This window comes from Prochlorococcus marinus str. MIT 9201, assembly GCF_000759955.1.
In the GTDB taxonomy this organism is placed as follows: domain Bacteria; phylum Cyanobacteriota; class Cyanobacteriia; order PCC-6307; family Cyanobiaceae; genus Prochlorococcus_A; species Prochlorococcus_A marinus_G.
The window spans coordinates 26,817-44,971 of sequence record NZ_JNAL01000016.1; the positions used below are offsets into that span (position 1 = coordinate 26,817).

Sequence of the window (18,155 nt, forward strand, 5' to 3'; positions counted from 1 at the left end):
TTTTATTAGGAAAAATATTGAGAATCTTCAAAAGATTCATTTGGTAATGATTCTATACCGCCGAAACGTCTATTTCTTGATTGGTAATCAATTATTGCTTTAAGAAATTCATGCTCATTGAAATCTGGCCAAAGTACGTCAGATATATAAATTTCTGAATATGCTAATTGCCATAATAAAAAATTACTTATCCTTTTTTCGCCACTAGTTCTTATTAGTAATTCAGGATCCTTAATCCCTCCAGTTAATAGCTCTGAATTAAATAGTTCTTCATTAATTTCACTGGGTTTTATTTCCCCAGCCGAAGATTTATATGCTAATTCTTTTGCAACTTTTACTATTTCTTGTCTACCTCCATAATTAACACAAACATTGAATAAAAATTTATTGTTGTTTTTAGTAAGTGATTCTGAACTAGAGATTATTTCTTTTAAATTTTTTGGGAAAGGAGTTAAATCTCCAATAAATTTTATTTTTATTGAATCTTCATGTATCTCTTTAATTTCGTTTTTTAAAACTTCGCTAAAAAGATTTATAAGAAAATCAACTTCTTTTGTTGGTCTTGTCCAATTCTCAGTTGAAAAAGCATAAACAGTAATTACTTTGCAACCTAAATTTTTTGCCGCTTTGAGAATTTTTTTTAATACACTAACTCCCTGTTTATGTCCAAAAGATCTGGGAAAACCTTTTCTAGTCGCCCATCTCCCGTTGCCGTCCATAATTATTGCTACATGTTTGGGCAATTTTTGCTTATCTATTTTCATTAATAAGTCACTAATTTTATCGTCTATTACTTTTTCTAAAGTCATTAGTTAATCCTTTTTGTTAATAAAAATTTCTGATTTTTCTGACTCTTTTTTATTAATATCACTGATGATATTATCACCTGAGTCTGTCTTTTGGGATAAGACATTTTTACTCAATGATGCTTTATTTGTTCCCATAGAGTTTTGATTGCCAATAAATTTTGCAAGAAGTTCTTGTAACCTGCTGCTGGTTATTGGCCTTTCGAGTTTGCCTTGGCTTGCTAATGATAACGTGCCTGTCTCCTCAGAAACAACAATACAAATACATCTGTCAAATCTTTCTGTAATTCCTAATGCAGCTAAATGCCTTGTTCCGTATCTACTGATTCCTTGCCTAGATAGGGGTAGTATAACACCAGCAGATATTATTTTGTTCCCTTTCACTAGAACCGCTCCATCATGTAATGGGGTGTCTGTTGCGAAAAGATTTATTAAAAGGTCAGTTGATAATTGTGCCTCAATATTTGTACCTGAATATAAAAAATCTTCGGGTCTTAAATCACTCCCTAAATCTACAACCACTAAGGCACCTCTTCTATTTTGAGAGAGTTTACCTGCTGCATCAACTAACTGGGTAATAGTAGTTGAGGTTGCTCTAAATTCCTTTGGAGGATTTCCTAGTAATACAGCTAACCTCCCAGTTCCCAGTAATTCCATTAATCTTCTTAACTCACCCTGCCAGAGGATCGCTAAAGAGAGAGAACAAGCAAGGACCACAGCATCAATTAATTTAGATGTTAATGGAAGGTATGCAAATCTTTGAATGAACCATGCGGTTGAAACTAAAAACAAATATCCTCGTAGAAGCCATAACGTACGTTGTTCTTTAACTCTTGAGAATAATAAAAGTCCGAAACCAACGGCAAACAATACATCTAATAAAAGCTTTAAATTTATGATCCCCCAGAAATTCACACTAAAAACAAAATTAATTTAAATGTACCTAATTTTGTTTAATAAAGCGATCAGGTAAAACATCATATTTTAAAAGGTCAGATGGACTTTCTCTTTTTTGAATAATTTCTGCATCTCCATCACAAACTACAAGAGCTGCGGGTCTTGGAATTCTATTGTAATTAGAACTCATTGAATTATTGTAAGCACCAGTACCAAAAACACATATAAGATCTCCTGTTTTGCAATTCGCTAATTCTATTTCCTTAAACAATACGTCTCCTGATTCGCAGTGCTTGCCGGCGATAGTATATTTTTTTTTCGAATTAATATTAAAAGGGTTACTTACCAAACATGCGGAATAATTTGATTGATATGTGATTGGTCTTGGATTATCACTCATCCCCCCATCAACAGAAAAATATGTTCTGATTCCTGGAATTTCTTTGAAGGCCCCAATTTTGTAAATTGTTATTCCTGCTGTTGAAACGATGGATCTTCCAGGCTCACACATCAATGTAGGTAAATCTAAGTTGTGTTTTTTACAAGCTTTGACAATTGATGTGGAGATTGTTTCTACCCATTCATAAATAGAAGGGGGGTCGTCATTTTCTGTATATTTGATGCCTAAACCACCACCTACATTCAATTTTTGGATATTATGACCAAATTTTTTTGCTTGTAAAATAACATTTATCATTATTTCCCCTAAATCCTTATGCGGTTCTAATTCAAAAATCTGGGAACCAATATGAGCATGTATTCCTTTTAATTTTAGATGTTTTGTGTTGCTGATTCTGTCAAATAAAGTGTCTAAATATTCAATTCCGAAACCAAACTTGCTGTCAAATGATCCAGTTCTTATGTATTCATGTGTATGGCATTCTAAACCAGGAGTAAAGCGAATCATGATTTCTAAATCACGATTAAATGAATTTGAGATTTTATCTAATCTTTCTAAGTCATAATCATTATCTACAATTACTTTAATGTTATTTCTAACTGCAAACTCTATTTCTTTGTCTGACTTATTGTTGCCATGAAAAACAATTTTTTCGTTTGGGACCCCACCTTTAAGAGCAGTTAATAGTTCTCCCTCCGAAACCGCATCAAGTCCTAACCCTTCTGAGGAAACAAGATTACTCATGAAAATAGAACTATTTGCCTTTGAAGCATATATGGGCATAGATTTCCCTGGGTAATATTTTTCCAATGCTTTTTTGTATGCTCTACAAGAATTTCTTAGGGTGATTTCATCTAAAATATAAAGAGGGGAATCGTATTTTTTAACCAATTCCTCAATTGAACATCCGCCAATTGATAACTTCCCATCACTTCCAATTGATGTAGTAATAGGTACGATATTTTTATTGGGACTTTCTAAGTCAATTTTTTGTTTTAAAAAAGATTGTTGTTGTTCCATGGAAGAACTTTATATAAAGCTATGCTAAAACAGTCATATTTTATAATGACTCTAAATTTAGATTTTTGAATAAATATACATAATAAGATGATATCCATCAAACAAATATATGAGAAAGATATTGATTTATGTTATGAATTAGATTCAAATACGATTTCTCTTTGGAACAAAAAACAGTGGGCTAATGAATTTAAAAAAGAAGGTGTAAAAGTCTTTGGAATATTACTATCGAATTTGATAATAGGAATATGCGTTTTACATGTGGTTCTTGATGAGGCCCAAATAAACTTTTTTGCGATAAACAATAATCATAGAAAAAAAGGTTTTGGAGCTTACCTTATGAGATACTTAATAAAAGAATGTGAAAAATTAAACATATCAAAATTAATTTTAGAAGTCTCTCATACTAACTTTTCAGCTGAGAAATTTTACAGTAGCTTTGATTTTTCTACTGTGGGAATAAGAAAAGGATATTATAAAGACGGTTCAGATGCTCTCTTAAAAGAAAAAAATTTAACAACTAAATAATTTTAAAATTTAATGTGCGGATAACCAGAATCCTTGAAATTACTGTAATTTACTGCTATATCATTAAAAAAGTTAAATTTAATTCAATAAAATATATTTTTGGGTATTCACAAAAGCTCATTCTGAACACAAAATTGACATATTACTGGTAGGTTATTAGTAGGGTTTTAATCTTCTGATGTTTGAAAGATTTACAGAAAAAGCTATAAAAGTCATTATGCTTGCTCAAGAGGAAGCAAGAAGACTTGGTCATAATTTCGTTGGAACTGAACAAATTTTATTAGGTTTAATTGGAGAGGGAACAGGCGTTGCTGCAAAGGTTCTTAAGTCACTTGGTGTCAATCTAAAAGATTCAAGAATAGAGGTAGAAAAGATAATTGGTAGAGGTTCGGGTTTTGTAGCTGTAGAGATACCTTTTACTCCTAGGGCAAAACGTGTTTTAGAATTATCCTTAGAAGAGGCTCGTCAATTAGGTCACAATTACATAGGTACTGAGCATCTATTATTAGGTTTAATAAGAGAGGGTGAGGGCGTTGCTGCAAGAGTCCTTGAAAATCTTAGTATCGATCTTACAAAAGTAAGAACTCAAGTTATAAGGATGCTAGGCGAAACAGCCGAAGTAGGTAGTGGAGCTAATGCAAGTAAGAGTAATTTAAAAACTGCTACCCTTGACGAATTTGGAACAAATTTAACAAAGCTAGCAAGTGAATCCAAGCTTGATCCAGTAGTCGGACGTTATGATGAAATAGATAGGGTTGTTCAAATATTGGGGAGGAGGACTAAAAATAATCCTGTGCTTATTGGAGAACCTGGTGTTGGTAAGACAGCCATAGCAGAGGGTCTAGCACAAAGAATACAGCTCGGAGATATTCCAGATATTCTTGAAGATAAAAGAGTTTTAACTCTCGATATAGGACTTTTGGTAGCTGGAACAAAATATAGAGGAGAATTTGAAGAAAGATTAAAAAAGATAATGGAAGAAATTAAATCTGCAGGTAATGTTATTCTTGTCATAGATGAAGTACATACATTAATCGGTGCTGGTGCTGCTGAAGGAGCTATAGACGCTGCAAATATTCTTAAACCAGCTTTAGCACGAGGAGAACTCCAATGTATTGGAGCAACAACTCTAGATGAATATAGAAAACATATTGAAAGAGATGCTGCACTAGAGAGAAGATTCCAGCCTGTTATGGTCGGTGAACCATCTATTGAAGATACAATCGAAATCTTAAAAGGTCTTCGAGAACGTTATGAACAACATCATCGTCTTAAAATTACTGATGACGCACTAGAGGCTGCAGCTCATCTTGGTGATCGCTATATATCTGATAGATTTTTGCCCGATAAGGCTATAGACCTTATTGATGAGGCAGGAAGTCGAGTTCGTCTAATAAACTCTAAACTTCCACCAGAGGCAAAGCAAATAGATAAAGAACTAAGAGAGGTTCAAAAACAAAAGGAAGAATCCGTCAGGGACCAAAACTTCGATCAAGCTGGTCAATTAAGAGAAAAAGAAATTGAGTTATCTGCAAAAATCAAAGAGGTACTTGAGAATAAAAAAGAATCTACAGCTGAGGATGAATCCATTAATAATGCAATTTCTCTAAAAAATGATTCAAAACTTTTACAAGCTCCAACTGTTAGTGAAGAGGATGTAGCCCATATTGTTGCATCTTGGACAGGTGTACCTGTGCAAAAATTAACTGAAACTGAATCAGTGAAGTTACTAAATATGGAGGAAACACTTCATCAAAGGTTAATTGGACAAGATGAAGCAGTTAAAGCTGTTTCTAAAGCTATAAGAAGAGCAAGAGTTGGGTTAAAGAATCCAAATAGACCTATTGCAAGTTTCATATTTTCTGGTCCCACTGGTGTAGGTAAAACTGAATTAACAAAATCTTTAGCCTCATATTTCTTTGGTAGTGAAGAAGCAATGATCAGATTAGATATGTCAGAATTTATGGAAAGACATACTGTTAGTAAACTAATAGGTTCACCTCCAGGTTATGTCGGTTTTAATGAAGGTGGTCAACTTACTGAGGCGGTCAGAAGACGACCTTACACTGTTGTTTTATTTGATGAAGTAGAAAAAGCTCATCCTGATGTGTTCAATTTGTTATTGCAACTTCTTGAAGACGGTAGATTAACTGACTCCAAAGGTAGAACTGTAGATTTTAAGAATACATTGTTAATAATGACTTCTAATATTGGTTCAAAAGTGATTGAGAAAGGTGGAGGCGGATTAGGATTTGAGTTTTCTGGGGATTCTGTTGAAGATAGTCAATATAATAGAATTAAATCTTTAGTTAATGAAGAACTAAAGCAATACTTTAGACCTGAATTTTTAAATAGACTTGATGAAATAATTGTATTCAGACAACTATCTAAAAATGAGGTCAAAGAAATTGCTGAGATAATGTTACAAGAAGTTTTTGCGAGATTACAAGATAAGGGTATTAAATTAAGCGTAACTGATGCCTTTAAAGAAAGACTTGTTGAAGAAGGCTACAACCCCTCTTATGGAGCAAGACCCTTAAGAAGGGCAGTTATGCGTTTGTTAGAAGATAGTTTGGCTGAAGAAGTTCTTTCTGGAAGAATCAAAGATGGAGACAAGGCTGTAGTTGATATAGATGATAATAAAAAAGTTACAATAAACATTTCTTCCGAAGAATCATCTCAGGAATTAGCAAGTGCTAATTTCTAATATTTAATTTTAATATGCAGTCAATCTCTCCGGAAACAATATTTAGGGGAAATTATGCTTGGGAAAAATCTTTACCTCAAATTACTACATTAACTAAAAGCCCATTAATTCTAGGTAGAGGTATTCAAACGAATAATCTGAGAAATAAAATTTTTATTGATTTAAAGAGTCAAAACCTTAATGTTAATTCTGCTAATTTAGAATTTGATTGTTGTTATGAAGATATTTCGAGAGTAAAGAACATCATTTATAAGAATAATCATGATTCTGTTATCGCGGCTGGAGGGGGTAAAGTTCTTGATGCTGGCAAATACTTGGCAGATTGTCTAAATATCCCTTGTATTACAATTCCTCTTAGCGCCTCAACATGTGCAGGGTGGACAGCCTTATCGAATATTTATACAAAAGATGGCCAATTTATAAAAGATGTGGCGTTAAGATCATGTCCAAAAATCTTGGTATATGATCATAAATTTATTCAAACAGCGCCATTAAGAACACTTGCAAGTGGTATTGCGGATGCTTTGGCAAAATGGTATGAATCCTCAGTAACAAGTTCAACAATAAATGATGGTCTTGTACAACAAGCTATTCAGATATCAAGAGTTTTAAGAGATCAACTTCTAATCGATGGTGAAAAGGCATTTAATGGTGAATTTGAGAATAATCCTTCTTGGCGAAATACTATAGAAGCTTGTGGACTTACAGCAGGATTAGTTGGCGGTATTGGTGGAGAAAAGTGTAGAACAGCTGCAGCTCATGCTATTCATAATGCAATTACTCAGATAATTACCCCAAATAAATTCTTACATGGCGAGATTGTTGGGGTTGGATTATTATTGCAACTAAGATTAGAAGAAACGAAAAATAATAATAATTTAGCTGATCAATCAATTAACCAATTATTAGTACTAATGAAACAATTAAATTTGCCTACTACTATTGCACAACTTGGAATAAATGTTTTCGAAAATGAAAATTTAGAAAAAATTGCTGACTTTACTTGTAGAGATAACTCTGAAATTCACTTCTTGCCTTTTGAAATTAGTAAACAAGATATAGTTGAAGTTATTGCAAATTTTGAACAACAAAAAATCAAAATATAATTTTTTTTGACTAAATCTAATTTCGAACAATTTAATGATGTAAATGTTGAATTTTTTGAGAAAGCCAAATTATCTCTATTAGATCCATTAGGCCTTTATTTAGCAAATGATGTTAAGTGGATCAAACTCAATGAAAACTGGAATTCTTTAAAATTCCCTGTAGTTATTGGAGGAAAAGGTCAACCTATACTCCTCTTACATGGCTTTGACAGCAGTTTTTTGGAGTTTAGGAGAATATATCAATCATTAAAAAGAAATTTCCAAGTTATAATTCCTGATTTGTTAGGTTTTGGTTTTAGTCCTAGGTGTGCAACAAATGAATACAATCCCTCGAAAATAATTTCATATTTAGTTGATCTCCTTAAGATCTTACAAATAACAAACAATCTTAAGATTATTGGCGCCTCTATGGGGGGGTCGGCAGCTTTAAAACTTGCTTTTGAAATCTCTGATTCTATTGATAAAATTATTCTTCTATCTCCTGCCGGATTGTTCGGCGAACCTAAGAGAATCCCTTTTCCCCTTAACCAAATAGGAGCCTCATTTCTTGGATTGCCACAGGTTAGAAAAAGTCTTTGCAGGCAAGCATTTGCTTTTCCAGATGAATGTGTTGGAGAAATGGAAGAGCAAATTGCTTCAATTCATTTAGGTTGCGATGGATGGAGGAATTCACTTGCATCATTTGCAAAAAGTGGAGGTTTTGCAGGAACACATAAATATATCCAAAATATCCCAATAAAAGCATTATGTGGAGAAAATGATCGTATTCTGGGAAAAAAAGAGATTGAAAATATAAGAAAAATTGAAAATTTAAATTTTGTAGGGTTACAAAATTGTGGTCATCTTCCTCATATAGATTTACCATCATTATCGAGTAAAATTATTCAAGATTATTTTTTGGGATAAGAAATTTAAAAATCAATTTAGATACTTGAGAATTATAAAAATGTAATACAAAACAGATGGGGTAAAAATATAGCTGTCAATTCTGTCAAGGATACCTCCATGCCCAGGTAAAAAAGTTCCGGAATCTTTTATTTTTGCATCTCTCTTCATCATTGATTCAATTAAATCTCCAACTAATGCCATAAGAGAAATTAAAATTCCATATAAAATTCCAACAAATAATGGATTTTCCCAATTCATTAAAAATGCGAAAAATATTGCTAATAAAATTGAACAGGATATCCCTCCAATTAAACCTTCTATTGTTTTGCTAGGAGATATTGGAGAAAGAGATTTTTTACCAAATGACTTCCCAATGAAATAAGAACCAATATCACTAGCTACAATTAAAAAACAAGAAGTTAAAGTTAAATGAAGACCTGTTGTATTTGATAAGTTTTCAAACGAAATCAAACCTTGATTTGAACTTATTATCACTGACTCTAACCCCCTTAACTTAATCCAGTAACTAGGCAAAAAACCTAAATAAAATAATCCAAAAATAGAAGCTGCAATATCTGAAATTGTTCCGGGTTTTGGTTGTAAAAGTAACCAGGTGCATATCCCAACTGAACAGATAGGCAAAATTGAATTTGATATTTCTCCTTCAAGTAAACCTATGGTCTCAAGATAAGTAGAAATTATAATAATGAAAGATGAAAATAATGTGGTTTTTGTAGCTGGTTTTATTCCTTTAAATTCTGCCATTCTAAAAAATTCTAATAATGCTAAATAAGTAAGCAAAACTATCGCTAATGTAAAAAACCATCCCCCCAACAAAACAACAATTAAACCAAATATTCCTATAAATAATCCACTTCTAAATCTCATATTAAATTTCTATGATTGTAAGACTCTTATATTAAAATTTACCAGATCTTTGTTGCACAAACTTTGATTATTTATCCAATTAAACCTATCGATGTCAATTTTTTCTCCAGGAACTACTAGAGGTATACCAGGGGGATAAGGGCAAATGATATCGCCTGATATTTTATTTAATGATTGAGAGAAAGAAATACTTTGAGTCTCATTTCTCCAAGCAATCCCAATTTCAATCTCGGGTTCTTGAACTAATTTAAAGGGCGATTGGAATACTTCTAAACTTTTTAATTTTTTAGAATTTAATAGTAATTTATTCCATAACTTTTCAAATAAATTAAGAAAATCTTTCTGATTCGCAAATCCTAAGCAAAAAGTTAGAGTCATCATTTCTGGTAATTCAGCAATAAGGCCATTTTTATAAAAAAATTTATCAGCAGTAAAACCGTCAATTCCAACCTTAGAGGTATTTAATACTATTTTTAAGGGATCTTGTGTTTCTATTAGAGGAATATTCTTTTGGATTAATTTTTGTAAATACTTTTTGCCTCTAAAATTCTCTTTTGATATTTTGATAAACTATTTTTATTTTGCCAGTCTTTAATAGACTCTTCACAAGAAGAAAGTAATAGGGAACTTGGACTAGTAGTTTGCAATAAATTGATACTATTGATTAAATTATGCTCATTTACTAAATTCCCTTTGTACCAAAGTGCAGCCGTTTGAGTTAGGCCATTCAGCGACTTATGCAATGAGTGAATGACTAAGTCAGCGTTTGATACTAACGCAGATTTTGGTAGGTTAAGGTTTTCACAAAAAAGGAAATAAGAACCATGCGCTTCATCAACCAAAACAGGTAAATTTTTTCGATGACAAAGATCTATTAAAGGCTCTAAATCTCCTGCATAACCTTGATAAGTTGGATTTACAAGAATTACCCCTACAATCTTTTTTTCATTAAAATTTATTTTTTTAAATACATTTTCCAACCATATTTTTGTTATTGGTTTGTAATGACCAGTTTCTGATGATAAATCAAGGTCAAAGAATATTGGATGTATGTTCTGCATGGCACAGATTTTTATAACACTTATATGAACATTTCTTGGCATCAGAATAGCTTCGCCAGGTTTTGCCATTGCAATTACCGCTGACTGTATTAATCCTGAAGCTCCATTAACTCCAAAAAAGCATCCTTTCGCCCCAAATTTCATAGAGAATTCTCTTTGAGTTTTGGCAATTAATCCGCTTTGGGATAGAGGTGAACCTATCTCTGGAAGTTCCGGCAAGTCCCAATACCCAGGTTGTTTTTTTAATAATTTCACTAATTTCCTAGGTAAAGCTGCCCCTCTGTTATGAGCGGGAAAGAAAAGTGACTTTAAAAACTTTTTAGATAGAAAAGATGAAATGCTCATAAAGTGTTATTGACATATATAGAATGGAATACTAGGAATCCTTCTTTGATTTTTTTAAAATTTAATGACAAGGTCTTATTCGCAATACTCAGCAAAAGGTGACTTGATTTGGTTGATTTTGAGGCCATGGATTTTCATCCCGAGGGTTTTATATATCCTATTAACTTTTATTTTTCTTTTTTTAAGAATACTTTTTCAAGGTAACAGTAAAAATAAGAATGTACAAAAAGATCTCTCAAAATATCTTTTTGATGTAATAACAGATTTAGGACCTTGTTTTATAAAATTAGGACAGGCTCTTTCAACTAGACCTGATCTTGTAAGACAAGATTGGCTGACAGAACTTACCAACTTGCAAGATAATCTTCCAGCATTTGATCACAAAATTGCTCTAAAAATTATTGAAGAGGAACTTGGCGGGCCACCAAATGAATTATTTGATGAGTTCCCTGAGAATCCTATTGCCTCAGCAAGCCTAGGACAAGTCTATAAAGCAAAAACAAAAAATAATACTTATGTAGCTGTAAAAGTGCAAAGGCCAAATTTATACTTTCTTATTAGAAGGGATGTTGTGATACTAAGGTTCTTATCAACTTTCTTGTCACCATTTTTACCCTTAAATATTGGTGTTGGAATTGGAGAAATAATTGATGAATTCGGCAAGGCGCTATTTGATGAAATAGACTACGAAAAAGAAGGTAAGAATGCTTTAAAGTTTGCAGAATTATTCAAAGATAACCCAAATGTTTTCATCCCTAATTTAGAAAAACAGTTTTCCTCTAAGAGGATTATTACAACCTCTTGGATCGATGGAGTCAAGTTAAGAGATAGGGCTTTATTGGAGGAAAATAATTTAATTCCTGCTTCTTTTATAAAAACTTGTGTAATCAGTGGTCTTCAACAATTATTTGAATATGGATATTTCCATGCTGACCCCCATCCTGGGAATATGTTTGCTCTCAAAGGAGGTAATGCAGATTGTGGAAATTTAGCTTATGTAGATTTCGGAATGATGGATACAATTACCAATTCAGATAGACTTACTCTCATTAAAGCCATTGTTCATATAATAAACGAACAATATTATCTCCTTGCGAAAGATTTTCAGAAATTAGGTTTTTTAACCAAAGAACAAGATCTTCAAAAACTTGTTGAACCATTAAAAGAAGTCTTAGGAGGATCTTTTGGCGCTGAGGTCGGCAATTTTAATCTGAAGAATGTAACTGATAAATTTTCAGAACTAATGTATTCTTATCCATTTAGAGTTCCAAGCAGGTTTGCTTTAATAATAAGAGCTGTTGTTAGTCAAGAAGGTTTAGCATTAAGATTAGATCCTGAATTTAAAATATTAAAAATTGCTTACCCCTACATAGCAAAAAAACTACTTACTGACAATTCTGAAGAAATTTTAGAAATCCTTTTAGAAGTTGTTTTTGATAATAAAGGACGTATACAAGTAGAAAAAGTTGAAAGTTTATTAAACATTCTATTTAAAGATTCTGAAAATATTAATTCTGACCTCATACCTGTTGCCAATGCAGGATTGAAATTATTTGTAAGCAAAAAAGGATCTGAAGTTCGGAAAAATCTTCTACTAAGCCTGATCAAAGATGATAAATTAGAACTTACTGATGCAAAAAAACTAATTGGTATAATTAGGGATACATTTAGCCCCTTGAATATCGCAAAAAGTGCAGTTCAAAATATTATCTCTACAGTTTAATTTTTATATTTGCTTCTGATAAATTTACTTATGATTTTTAAATGACTAAGATTAACATAGACAACTTAATTTAAATTGAGTTGTCAAACAATTAATAAAATTTAAAGTATTGAATGAATATTTTTAAAAATCTTTTTTCATTAAAAAAAAAATCTTTGATTCATAATAAAGTAAATGATGCATTAGTTGATCAGTATGGAGAAATCGCAAAGTTAGTAAGAGAAGCGAGGATCCAAAAAAATTTAACAATTCAAGAATTGTCACGTATCTCAAAGATTCCTGAACAAACGATAATTTCTATTGAAAAAAACAATCAAAATATTAGACCAAAGTATCCATTTATAAGATCAATATTATTCAAATTAGAGGAATGCTTAGGATTAAAAAAAAATACATTAGGAAAATTAACAATTAGAGAAGGAGAAACTTCTAAGAAAGAAAAAAATGATTTTATTGTCAACAAATTTGATCTTATGAATACTTGGCAAGGAAGCCTATTGTATTTTTTTATACTAATCTTAACTGTGTTTTTATTAAAAAGATATTTTATTTTAAATGTAAATGTTATAGAGATCCAAAATATTGAAAACAAAATCATTGATAAATAAACGTCAACAAGTCTCTAATTTCTAGTTCTCCCAAAATTATTTCCTAGCTCACTAAATCTCCTAACATTGCCTTCTATTTCTCCTAAAGGTCTTTCTAACTTCCATTTCCAGTTGTTTTTTGTAGTACCAGGTATGTTTAATCTGCTTGAATCATCAAGAGATAAAATATCTTGGATTGGAGCAATAAAGAGATTAGCACTTGTATCCATGCCTATTTTTATTAAACTCCATGAAGGATTTTCAGAGAATTTATACTCATCTTTTATTCGTTTTTTTGCATTATTTTCTAGACATTCCCACCATGAGAAGGAAGTTGAGTTGTCATGAGTACCTGTATAAATAACCCAATTTTCTCCTTCAATATTCTTGGGTAAATATGGATTATCTTCGTTTCCATCAAATGCAAATTGCAATATTTTCATTCCAGGTAGTTTAAAATATTTCCTTAATTTTTTTACATCAGGTGTTATTACTCCCAGATCCTCCGCGATTATAGGCAGGAAGTCATTACCTAAATCAATTTTTAGTTTATTTAATAGTGTTTTCCCAGGAGAATTTATCCATCTACCAGAAATTGCTGTTTTAGAACTGCCATTGACTCTCCAATAACCAGCTAAACCCCTAAAATGATCTAATCTTAATAGATCCACAAGTTCAAATTGTCTTTTAAATCTTTTTCTCCACCAATCGAAATTAGTCCTCTTATGTTTTGACCAAAAGTAAGTTGGAGTCCCCCATAATTGTCCTGTTGATGAAAAATAATCAGGAGGTACACCACTTTGAAAGATTAAATCTCCATTTTTAAAAATTGAAAATAGTGATTTATTACTCCATACATCTGCACTGTCCCTAGAAACATAAAAGGGCAAATCACCTATAAGTTTAATATCTCTTGATTTCGCAAAGTTTTTAATTGATCTCCATTGCTTATCTAAATGCCACTGTATTAATTTTTGAATAAGTATCGCTTCACTTTTTAACTTAATCCATGAATTTAAAAAATTGTCATTTTTAATTTTAAATTCTTGAGGCCATTGCCACCATGGCAACATGTTAAATTCCTCACGGATAACAATAAATGTCGCATAATCCTCAACCCAAGAATTCTTACTAACCCATTTGTGAAAATCTAGTTTTCTATCATCAGATTGGTAACTCCAACCCTGCAAAAGGAGGCGACCTAATTTTTTTGATGAATCGTTCGCAACTTCGAAATCAAAATGACTCTTATTTTTCTGTTTTAATTCTTCTTTTTTAGAAATGAAAATAAAACTTCTCTCTATTAAATCATCCATGTCTAGAAACCATGGGTTCAATGCAAAACTAGATGGTGAACTATATGGAGATCCAGTAGAATCTGTAGGTGTAAGAGGTAAAAATTGCCAATATTCAATCCCATACTTATGAAGCATTTTTATCCACTCTTTAGCCTCTTTCCCAAAAGTTCCACATACTCTTCCTCCCGGTATGGATGTTGGATGCATAAGTATGCCTAATGATTTTTTCGGAAGAACTTTATTTGTAGGCATGTTTTAATTATATTTAAATTATTTACAATTAAATTGTTATTAATACCCTAAAATCAAAGATATACAAATTTTTTTTAATTGACAAATATTGTTCTGGTGGTTTTTGAATAAATTAAAAATAAATTCTGATTTCAAGTAATTTTTTTATATTTTGTTCAACAGATGTGACTTTTGAAAAGATCTAGTCATTATTTTTTGCTAAATTCACATAAACGACTACGATAAAGATATAGTTTTATATTGCTAATTTCGTGACAAGTTTTATCACGGCAGTGCAGAATAAAGAATCGAATTTTAATCTAACTAATAGTAGGTTAAGGCTTGTAAGTGGGACAACAAATCCTAAACTCGCAGAAGAAATTGCATCATACTTAGGCATTAAAAATGTACCTTTAATATCCAAAAGGTTCGCTGATGGAGAACTTTATGTACAGATTCAGCAATCTATTAGAGGTTGCGATGTGTTCCTAATACAACCTACATCTGCGCCTGTAAACGATAGCCTGATGGAACTTATGATTATGGTTGATGCTTGCAAGAGGGCATCTGCAAGACAAATAACGGCCGTAATCCCCTATTTTGGATATGCAAGGGCAGATAGAAAGACTTCTGGAAGAGAGTCGATAACTGCAAAACTTACTGCTAATTTACTAGAAAAATCTGGAGTTGATAGAGTTCTAGCTATGGATTTACATTCAGCTCAAATACAAGGTTATTTTGATATCCCATGCGATCATATTTACGGTTCACCTGTATTAATTGATTATTTAGAATCCTTAAATTTAGAGGAAGTTGTAGTTGTATCTCCTGATGTAGGGGGAGTGGCAAGAGCAAGAGCATTTGCAAAATTAATGAATGATGCTCCATTGGCAATAATTGATAAAAGAAGATCAGCTCATAATATCGCTGAAAGTTTAACAGTTATTGGAGAAGTTAAAGGCAAAACTGCTATCCTAATAGACGATATGATAGATACAGGCGGCACAATTTGTTCTGGAGCTAATTTATTAAAAAAGGAGGGTGCTAATAGGATATTCGCATGCGCTTCACATGCTGTTTTTTCTCCTCCCTCTTGTGAAAGATTAAGTACTAAGGATTTATTCGAACAAGTTATCGTAACAAATAGCATACCAGTTCTTGTTAAAGATAATTTTCCGCAGTTAAAAGTCCTTTCTGTCGCAAATATGCTAGGTGAAGCTATTTGGAGAATACACGAAGAAAGTTCAGTGAGTTCAATGTTCAGATAAAATCAAATTATTTTTTGGTTTTCTTAGTAAGTTGCTTTAATCTCTTTTCGTAATCATTTTTTATATTCTTTGGAATATTCTCGGGACATATATTAAGAGCACTTCCAACAATTTGGAATGTTCCTGCGTTGTATAATCTTTTTTCATCAAGTTTTTCTTTCCCTAACTCTTTTATGGCTCCGCCATGTTTGCCAACTATTACATTTGCAAAAGTTGCACTTGCAATTCCAAGACCTTTTTTGAAATCCACTTCTGCCTTAGAAGCTATACAAAGATATGATGCGCCCATTTGTCGATATAAAAAAAGATCTTCTTCAGTTGCGGCAATTAAATTTTTTTCTGCTTTAATTTGTTGATTTTTTGTATTAATCTCAAAAAATGCAAAAGATAAAAAAAGGCTAAAACTTAACAATTTAAGAATTTTTTTTGAAAAAAAATTGATACCCATTAACTGTTTATATTTACTTTAAGATAACATTTTAGTTTTAATATTAATAATACAAAAGGACTTACTTAATAATTTTTATTTCATGATGATTTTCTACTATTTTTAACTCATTTTTGTTCCATGAATATATAACCCTGAATCTATAATTATCAGAATCCACAAGTCTTGTATGTTCAAGAATATACCAATCATTATAAGAGGATTCAAAAATCATTTCGTGTTCATCGACTTGCTTAATATTTGATATCCCTTCAACATTACTTAAATAAAAATTCCCCCTAAAAAGTTGATGACCTTTTAAATAGGCCTTCATTTCACCTTGTTCTTTAAACTGTGGATTTTCATGAAAGAAATTATATTTTTTTTCTGGATACCATGTGAATTTATAGTGCGATTCCCACTCGGAATCGCTCTTAAGACTTTCTATATTAATATTCATGCACAAATGATAAGTTTTTTGTCCTTTTTCAAGAAAATAGGTTCTATTAGATTTCCACAAGCCAATATTTCTAGAAAACCATCTTTTTAAATTACTATTTAAACTTATTTCTGGAGCATAATTTTTGCCGAAATTTATTTTTTTATTTTGATTAATATCAACCATTTATAAATAAGTCCTTCTTATTTAATAGCTGATTTGTAGAATAAAAATAAATATCTTAATGTGTTTATAAGGATTAACAGCTTTTCAACACTTCAGAGGAAATCATTTGAATGATAAAAAAGAGTTAAAATTAATACTTGTGGCAGCTAGAAATCAACTTTCTAGTAGTGATATTAAGTCCTTGATAGCTTATTTAGAATCAGATGATTGTGAATTTGAGATATCTCTTCAGATTTCTGAGCCTTCAGAACAGCCTGAACTATTAGAGTTACATAGATTAGTTGCTATTCCTGCTCTAATAAAGGTTTCCCCAGCTCCAAAGCAAATATTTGCAGGAAGTAATATTTTCTCTCAGTTGCAGAAATGGTTACCAAGGTGGACACAAGAAGGATTAACAAAAAACCTTGGGATTAATTTGCAACCTTCCAAAATTGATTCAATAAGAACTCAAAAAGAATTTCTTTTAGAAGATGAACTGCTTGTTTTGAGACAAGAAAATGAGACCTTGACAAAAAGAATAGAATCCCAGGAAAGATTATTAAGAATGGTCGCTCATGAGTTGAGAACCCCATTAACTGCAGCTACTTTGGCTGTTCAAAGTCAAAAACTTGGACAAATTGACATAGCAAAATTACAAGAGGTTATTAAAAGACGTCTTGAAGAAATTGAACTATTGTCTCAGGATCTTTTGGAAGTTGGAACAACTAAATGGGAAGCGTTATTTAATCCTCAGAAAATCGAATTAGGTAATATCAGTGCTGAAGTAATACTCGAATTAGAAAAATTTTGGCGATTGAGAAATATTGAAATTGATACTGATATTCCATCTGATTTGCCAAGTGTGTTCGCAGATCAAAGAAGAATGAGGCAAGTATTTTTAAATTTAATTGAAAATGCGATTAAATTTTCTAACGATTCTGGATCAATAAAAATTACAATGATTCACAAGACAAATCAATGGGTTGAAATAACAATTTGTGACAAAGGTGCAGGTATTCCTTTGAGTGAACAAAAAAGAATTTTTCTTGATAGAGTTAGGCTCCCACAAACTTCTGAAGGAACTTCAGGATTTGGGATAGGGTTATCTGTATGCAGGAGAATAGTTGAAGTCCACGGAGGAAGAATATGGGTTGTATCTGAAATTGGTGAAGGTTCCTGCTTCCATTTCACAGTTCCTGTTTGGCAAGGACAAAATAAAGAGCAACAATACTTGACGAAAGGCTAGCTTTACTCTTAGTTTTTAATAAAGCTGTCATGCTTTTCCTGGCCCCATCGTCTAGAGGCCTAGGACACCTCCCTTTCACGGAGGCGACAGGGGTTCGAATCCCCTTGGGGCTATTAATTAAAGAT

General features: G+C 31.9%; 15 protein-coding genes, 1 tRNA gene and 1 pseudogene. 9 read left to right on the plus strand and 8 right to left on the minus strand.

The window, feature by feature from the left end; all coding sequences use genetic code 11:
• Positions 1-5: 5 nt before the first annotated feature.
• The 3 genes from EU95_RS02455 to lysA are packed head-to-tail and all read right to left on the minus strand — an operon-like array spanning position 6 to position 3,123.
• Positions 6-809, minus strand: coding sequence for an isoprenyl transferase (locus EU95_RS02455; protein ID WP_032522599.1), 804 nt, complete (start codon positions 807-809; stop codon positions 6-8).
• A 3-nt stretch (positions 810-812) separates the two neighbouring features.
• The gene (cdaA, locus tag EU95_RS0109120; protein ID WP_032522600.1) at positions 813-1,721 is read right to left on the minus strand and encodes a diadenylate cyclase CdaA; all 909 of its coding nucleotides are present in this window, start codon (positions 1,719-1,721) and stop codon (positions 813-815) included.
• A 28-nt stretch (positions 1,722-1,749) separates the two neighbouring features.
• Complete coding sequence (gene lysA, locus EU95_RS02450) at positions 1,750-3,123, minus strand: diaminopimelate decarboxylase (RefSeq protein ID WP_032522601.1); 1,374 nt, start codon at positions 3,121-3,123, stop codon at positions 1,750-1,752.
• An 87-nt stretch (positions 3,124-3,210) separates the two neighbouring features.
• Here lysA and EU95_RS02445 point away from each other — a divergent pair, with 87 nt between their 5' ends.
• From EU95_RS02445 to EU95_RS02430, 4 genes are all read left to right on the plus strand, one after another.
• Entirely contained in the window at positions 3,211-3,651 is a 441-nt protein-coding gene (locus tag EU95_RS02445; RefSeq protein ID WP_032522602.1) for a GNAT family N-acetyltransferase, read from the plus strand.
• A gap of 178 nt (positions 3,652-3,829) precedes the next feature.
• Positions 3,830-6,358 (plus strand): ATP-dependent Clp protease ATP-binding subunit, encoded by a 2,529-nt coding sequence (locus tag EU95_RS02440; protein WP_032522603.1) that lies wholly within the window; start codon positions 3,830-3,832, stop codon positions 6,356-6,358.
• A 14-nt stretch (positions 6,359-6,372) separates the two neighbouring features.
• A complete protein-coding gene (locus EU95_RS02435; RefSeq protein WP_032522604.1) occupies positions 6,373-7,464 on the plus strand; it encodes an iron-containing alcohol dehydrogenase in 1,092 nt (363 codons plus the stop codon).
• Between the two features lie 6 nt (positions 7,465-7,470).
• Positions 7,471-8,370, plus strand: a complete 900-nt coding sequence (locus EU95_RS02430) for an alpha/beta fold hydrolase (protein ID WP_032522605.1) — start codon at positions 7,471-7,473, stop codon at positions 8,368-8,370.
• 12 nt (positions 8,371-8,382) lie between these two features.
• Here EU95_RS02430 and EU95_RS02425 read toward each other — a convergent pair whose 3' ends face one another.
• Both EU95_RS02425 and EU95_RS10325 read right to left on the minus strand, forming a co-directional pair.
• On the minus strand, positions 8,383-9,240 hold the full coding sequence (locus tag EU95_RS02425; RefSeq protein WP_032522606.1) for a phosphatidate cytidylyltransferase: 858 nt from the start codon (positions 9,238-9,240) through the stop codon (positions 8,383-8,385).
• A gap of 9 nt (positions 9,241-9,249) precedes the next feature.
• Positions 9,250-10,646 (minus strand): annotated as a pseudogene (locus EU95_RS10325) (aminotransferase class I/II-fold pyridoxal phosphate-dependent enzyme).
• Positions 10,647-10,710: 64 nt separating this feature from the next.
• On the opposite strand from EU95_RS10325, the gene EU95_RS02420 reads away from it, so the two are divergent.
• Together EU95_RS02420 and EU95_RS02415 are read left to right on the plus strand one after the other, a co-directional pair.
• Complete coding sequence (locus EU95_RS02420; RefSeq protein WP_032522607.1) at positions 10,711-12,369, plus strand: ABC1 kinase family protein; 1,659 nt, start codon at positions 10,711-10,713, stop codon at positions 12,367-12,369.
• Between the two features lie 113 nt (positions 12,370-12,482).
• Positions 12,483-12,977 carry a helix-turn-helix domain-containing protein gene (locus EU95_RS02415; protein WP_032522608.1) on the plus strand — a complete coding sequence of 165 codons (495 nt, stop codon included), beginning with the start codon at positions 12,483-12,485 and terminating at the stop codon, positions 12,975-12,977.
• A gap of 14 nt (positions 12,978-12,991) precedes the next feature.
• On the opposite strand, the gene malQ is transcribed toward EU95_RS02415, so the two are convergent.
• Positions 12,992-14,506: a 4-alpha-glucanotransferase gene (gene malQ / locus EU95_RS02410; RefSeq protein WP_032522609.1), complete on the minus strand. Its 1,515-nt coding sequence runs from the start codon at positions 14,504-14,506 to the stop codon at positions 12,992-12,994.
• Positions 14,507-14,757: 251 nt separating this feature from the next.
• On the opposite strand from malQ, the gene EU95_RS02405 reads away from it, so the two are divergent.
• Positions 14,758-15,753, plus strand: coding sequence for a ribose-phosphate pyrophosphokinase (locus tag EU95_RS02405; protein ID WP_032522610.1), 996 nt, complete (start codon positions 14,758-14,760; stop codon positions 15,751-15,753).
• A gap of 7 nt (positions 15,754-15,760) precedes the next feature.
• Here the strand turns inward: EU95_RS02405 and EU95_RS02400 are convergent, their stop codons facing one another.
• Both EU95_RS02400 and EU95_RS02395 read right to left on the minus strand, forming a co-directional pair.
• Positions 15,761-16,201 (minus strand): hypothetical protein, encoded by a 441-nt coding sequence (locus EU95_RS02400; RefSeq protein ID WP_032522611.1) that lies wholly within the window; start codon positions 16,199-16,201, stop codon positions 15,761-15,763.
• A 61-nt stretch (positions 16,202-16,262) separates the two neighbouring features.
• Positions 16,263-16,805 carry a hypothetical protein gene (locus EU95_RS02395; protein ID WP_032522612.1) on the minus strand — a complete coding sequence of 181 codons (543 nt, stop codon included), beginning with the start codon at positions 16,803-16,805 and terminating at the stop codon, positions 16,263-16,265.
• A 106-nt stretch (positions 16,806-16,911) separates the two neighbouring features.
• Here EU95_RS02395 and EU95_RS02390 point away from each other — a divergent pair, with 106 nt between their 5' ends.
• Entirely contained in the window at positions 16,912-18,030 is a 1,119-nt protein-coding gene (locus EU95_RS02390; protein WP_032522613.1) for a histidine kinase, read from the plus strand.
• A 40-nt stretch (positions 18,031-18,070) separates the two neighbouring features.
• Positions 18,071-18,143 (plus strand) — tRNA-Glu (locus tag EU95_RS02385).
• Positions 18,144-18,155: the final 12 nt, after the last annotated feature.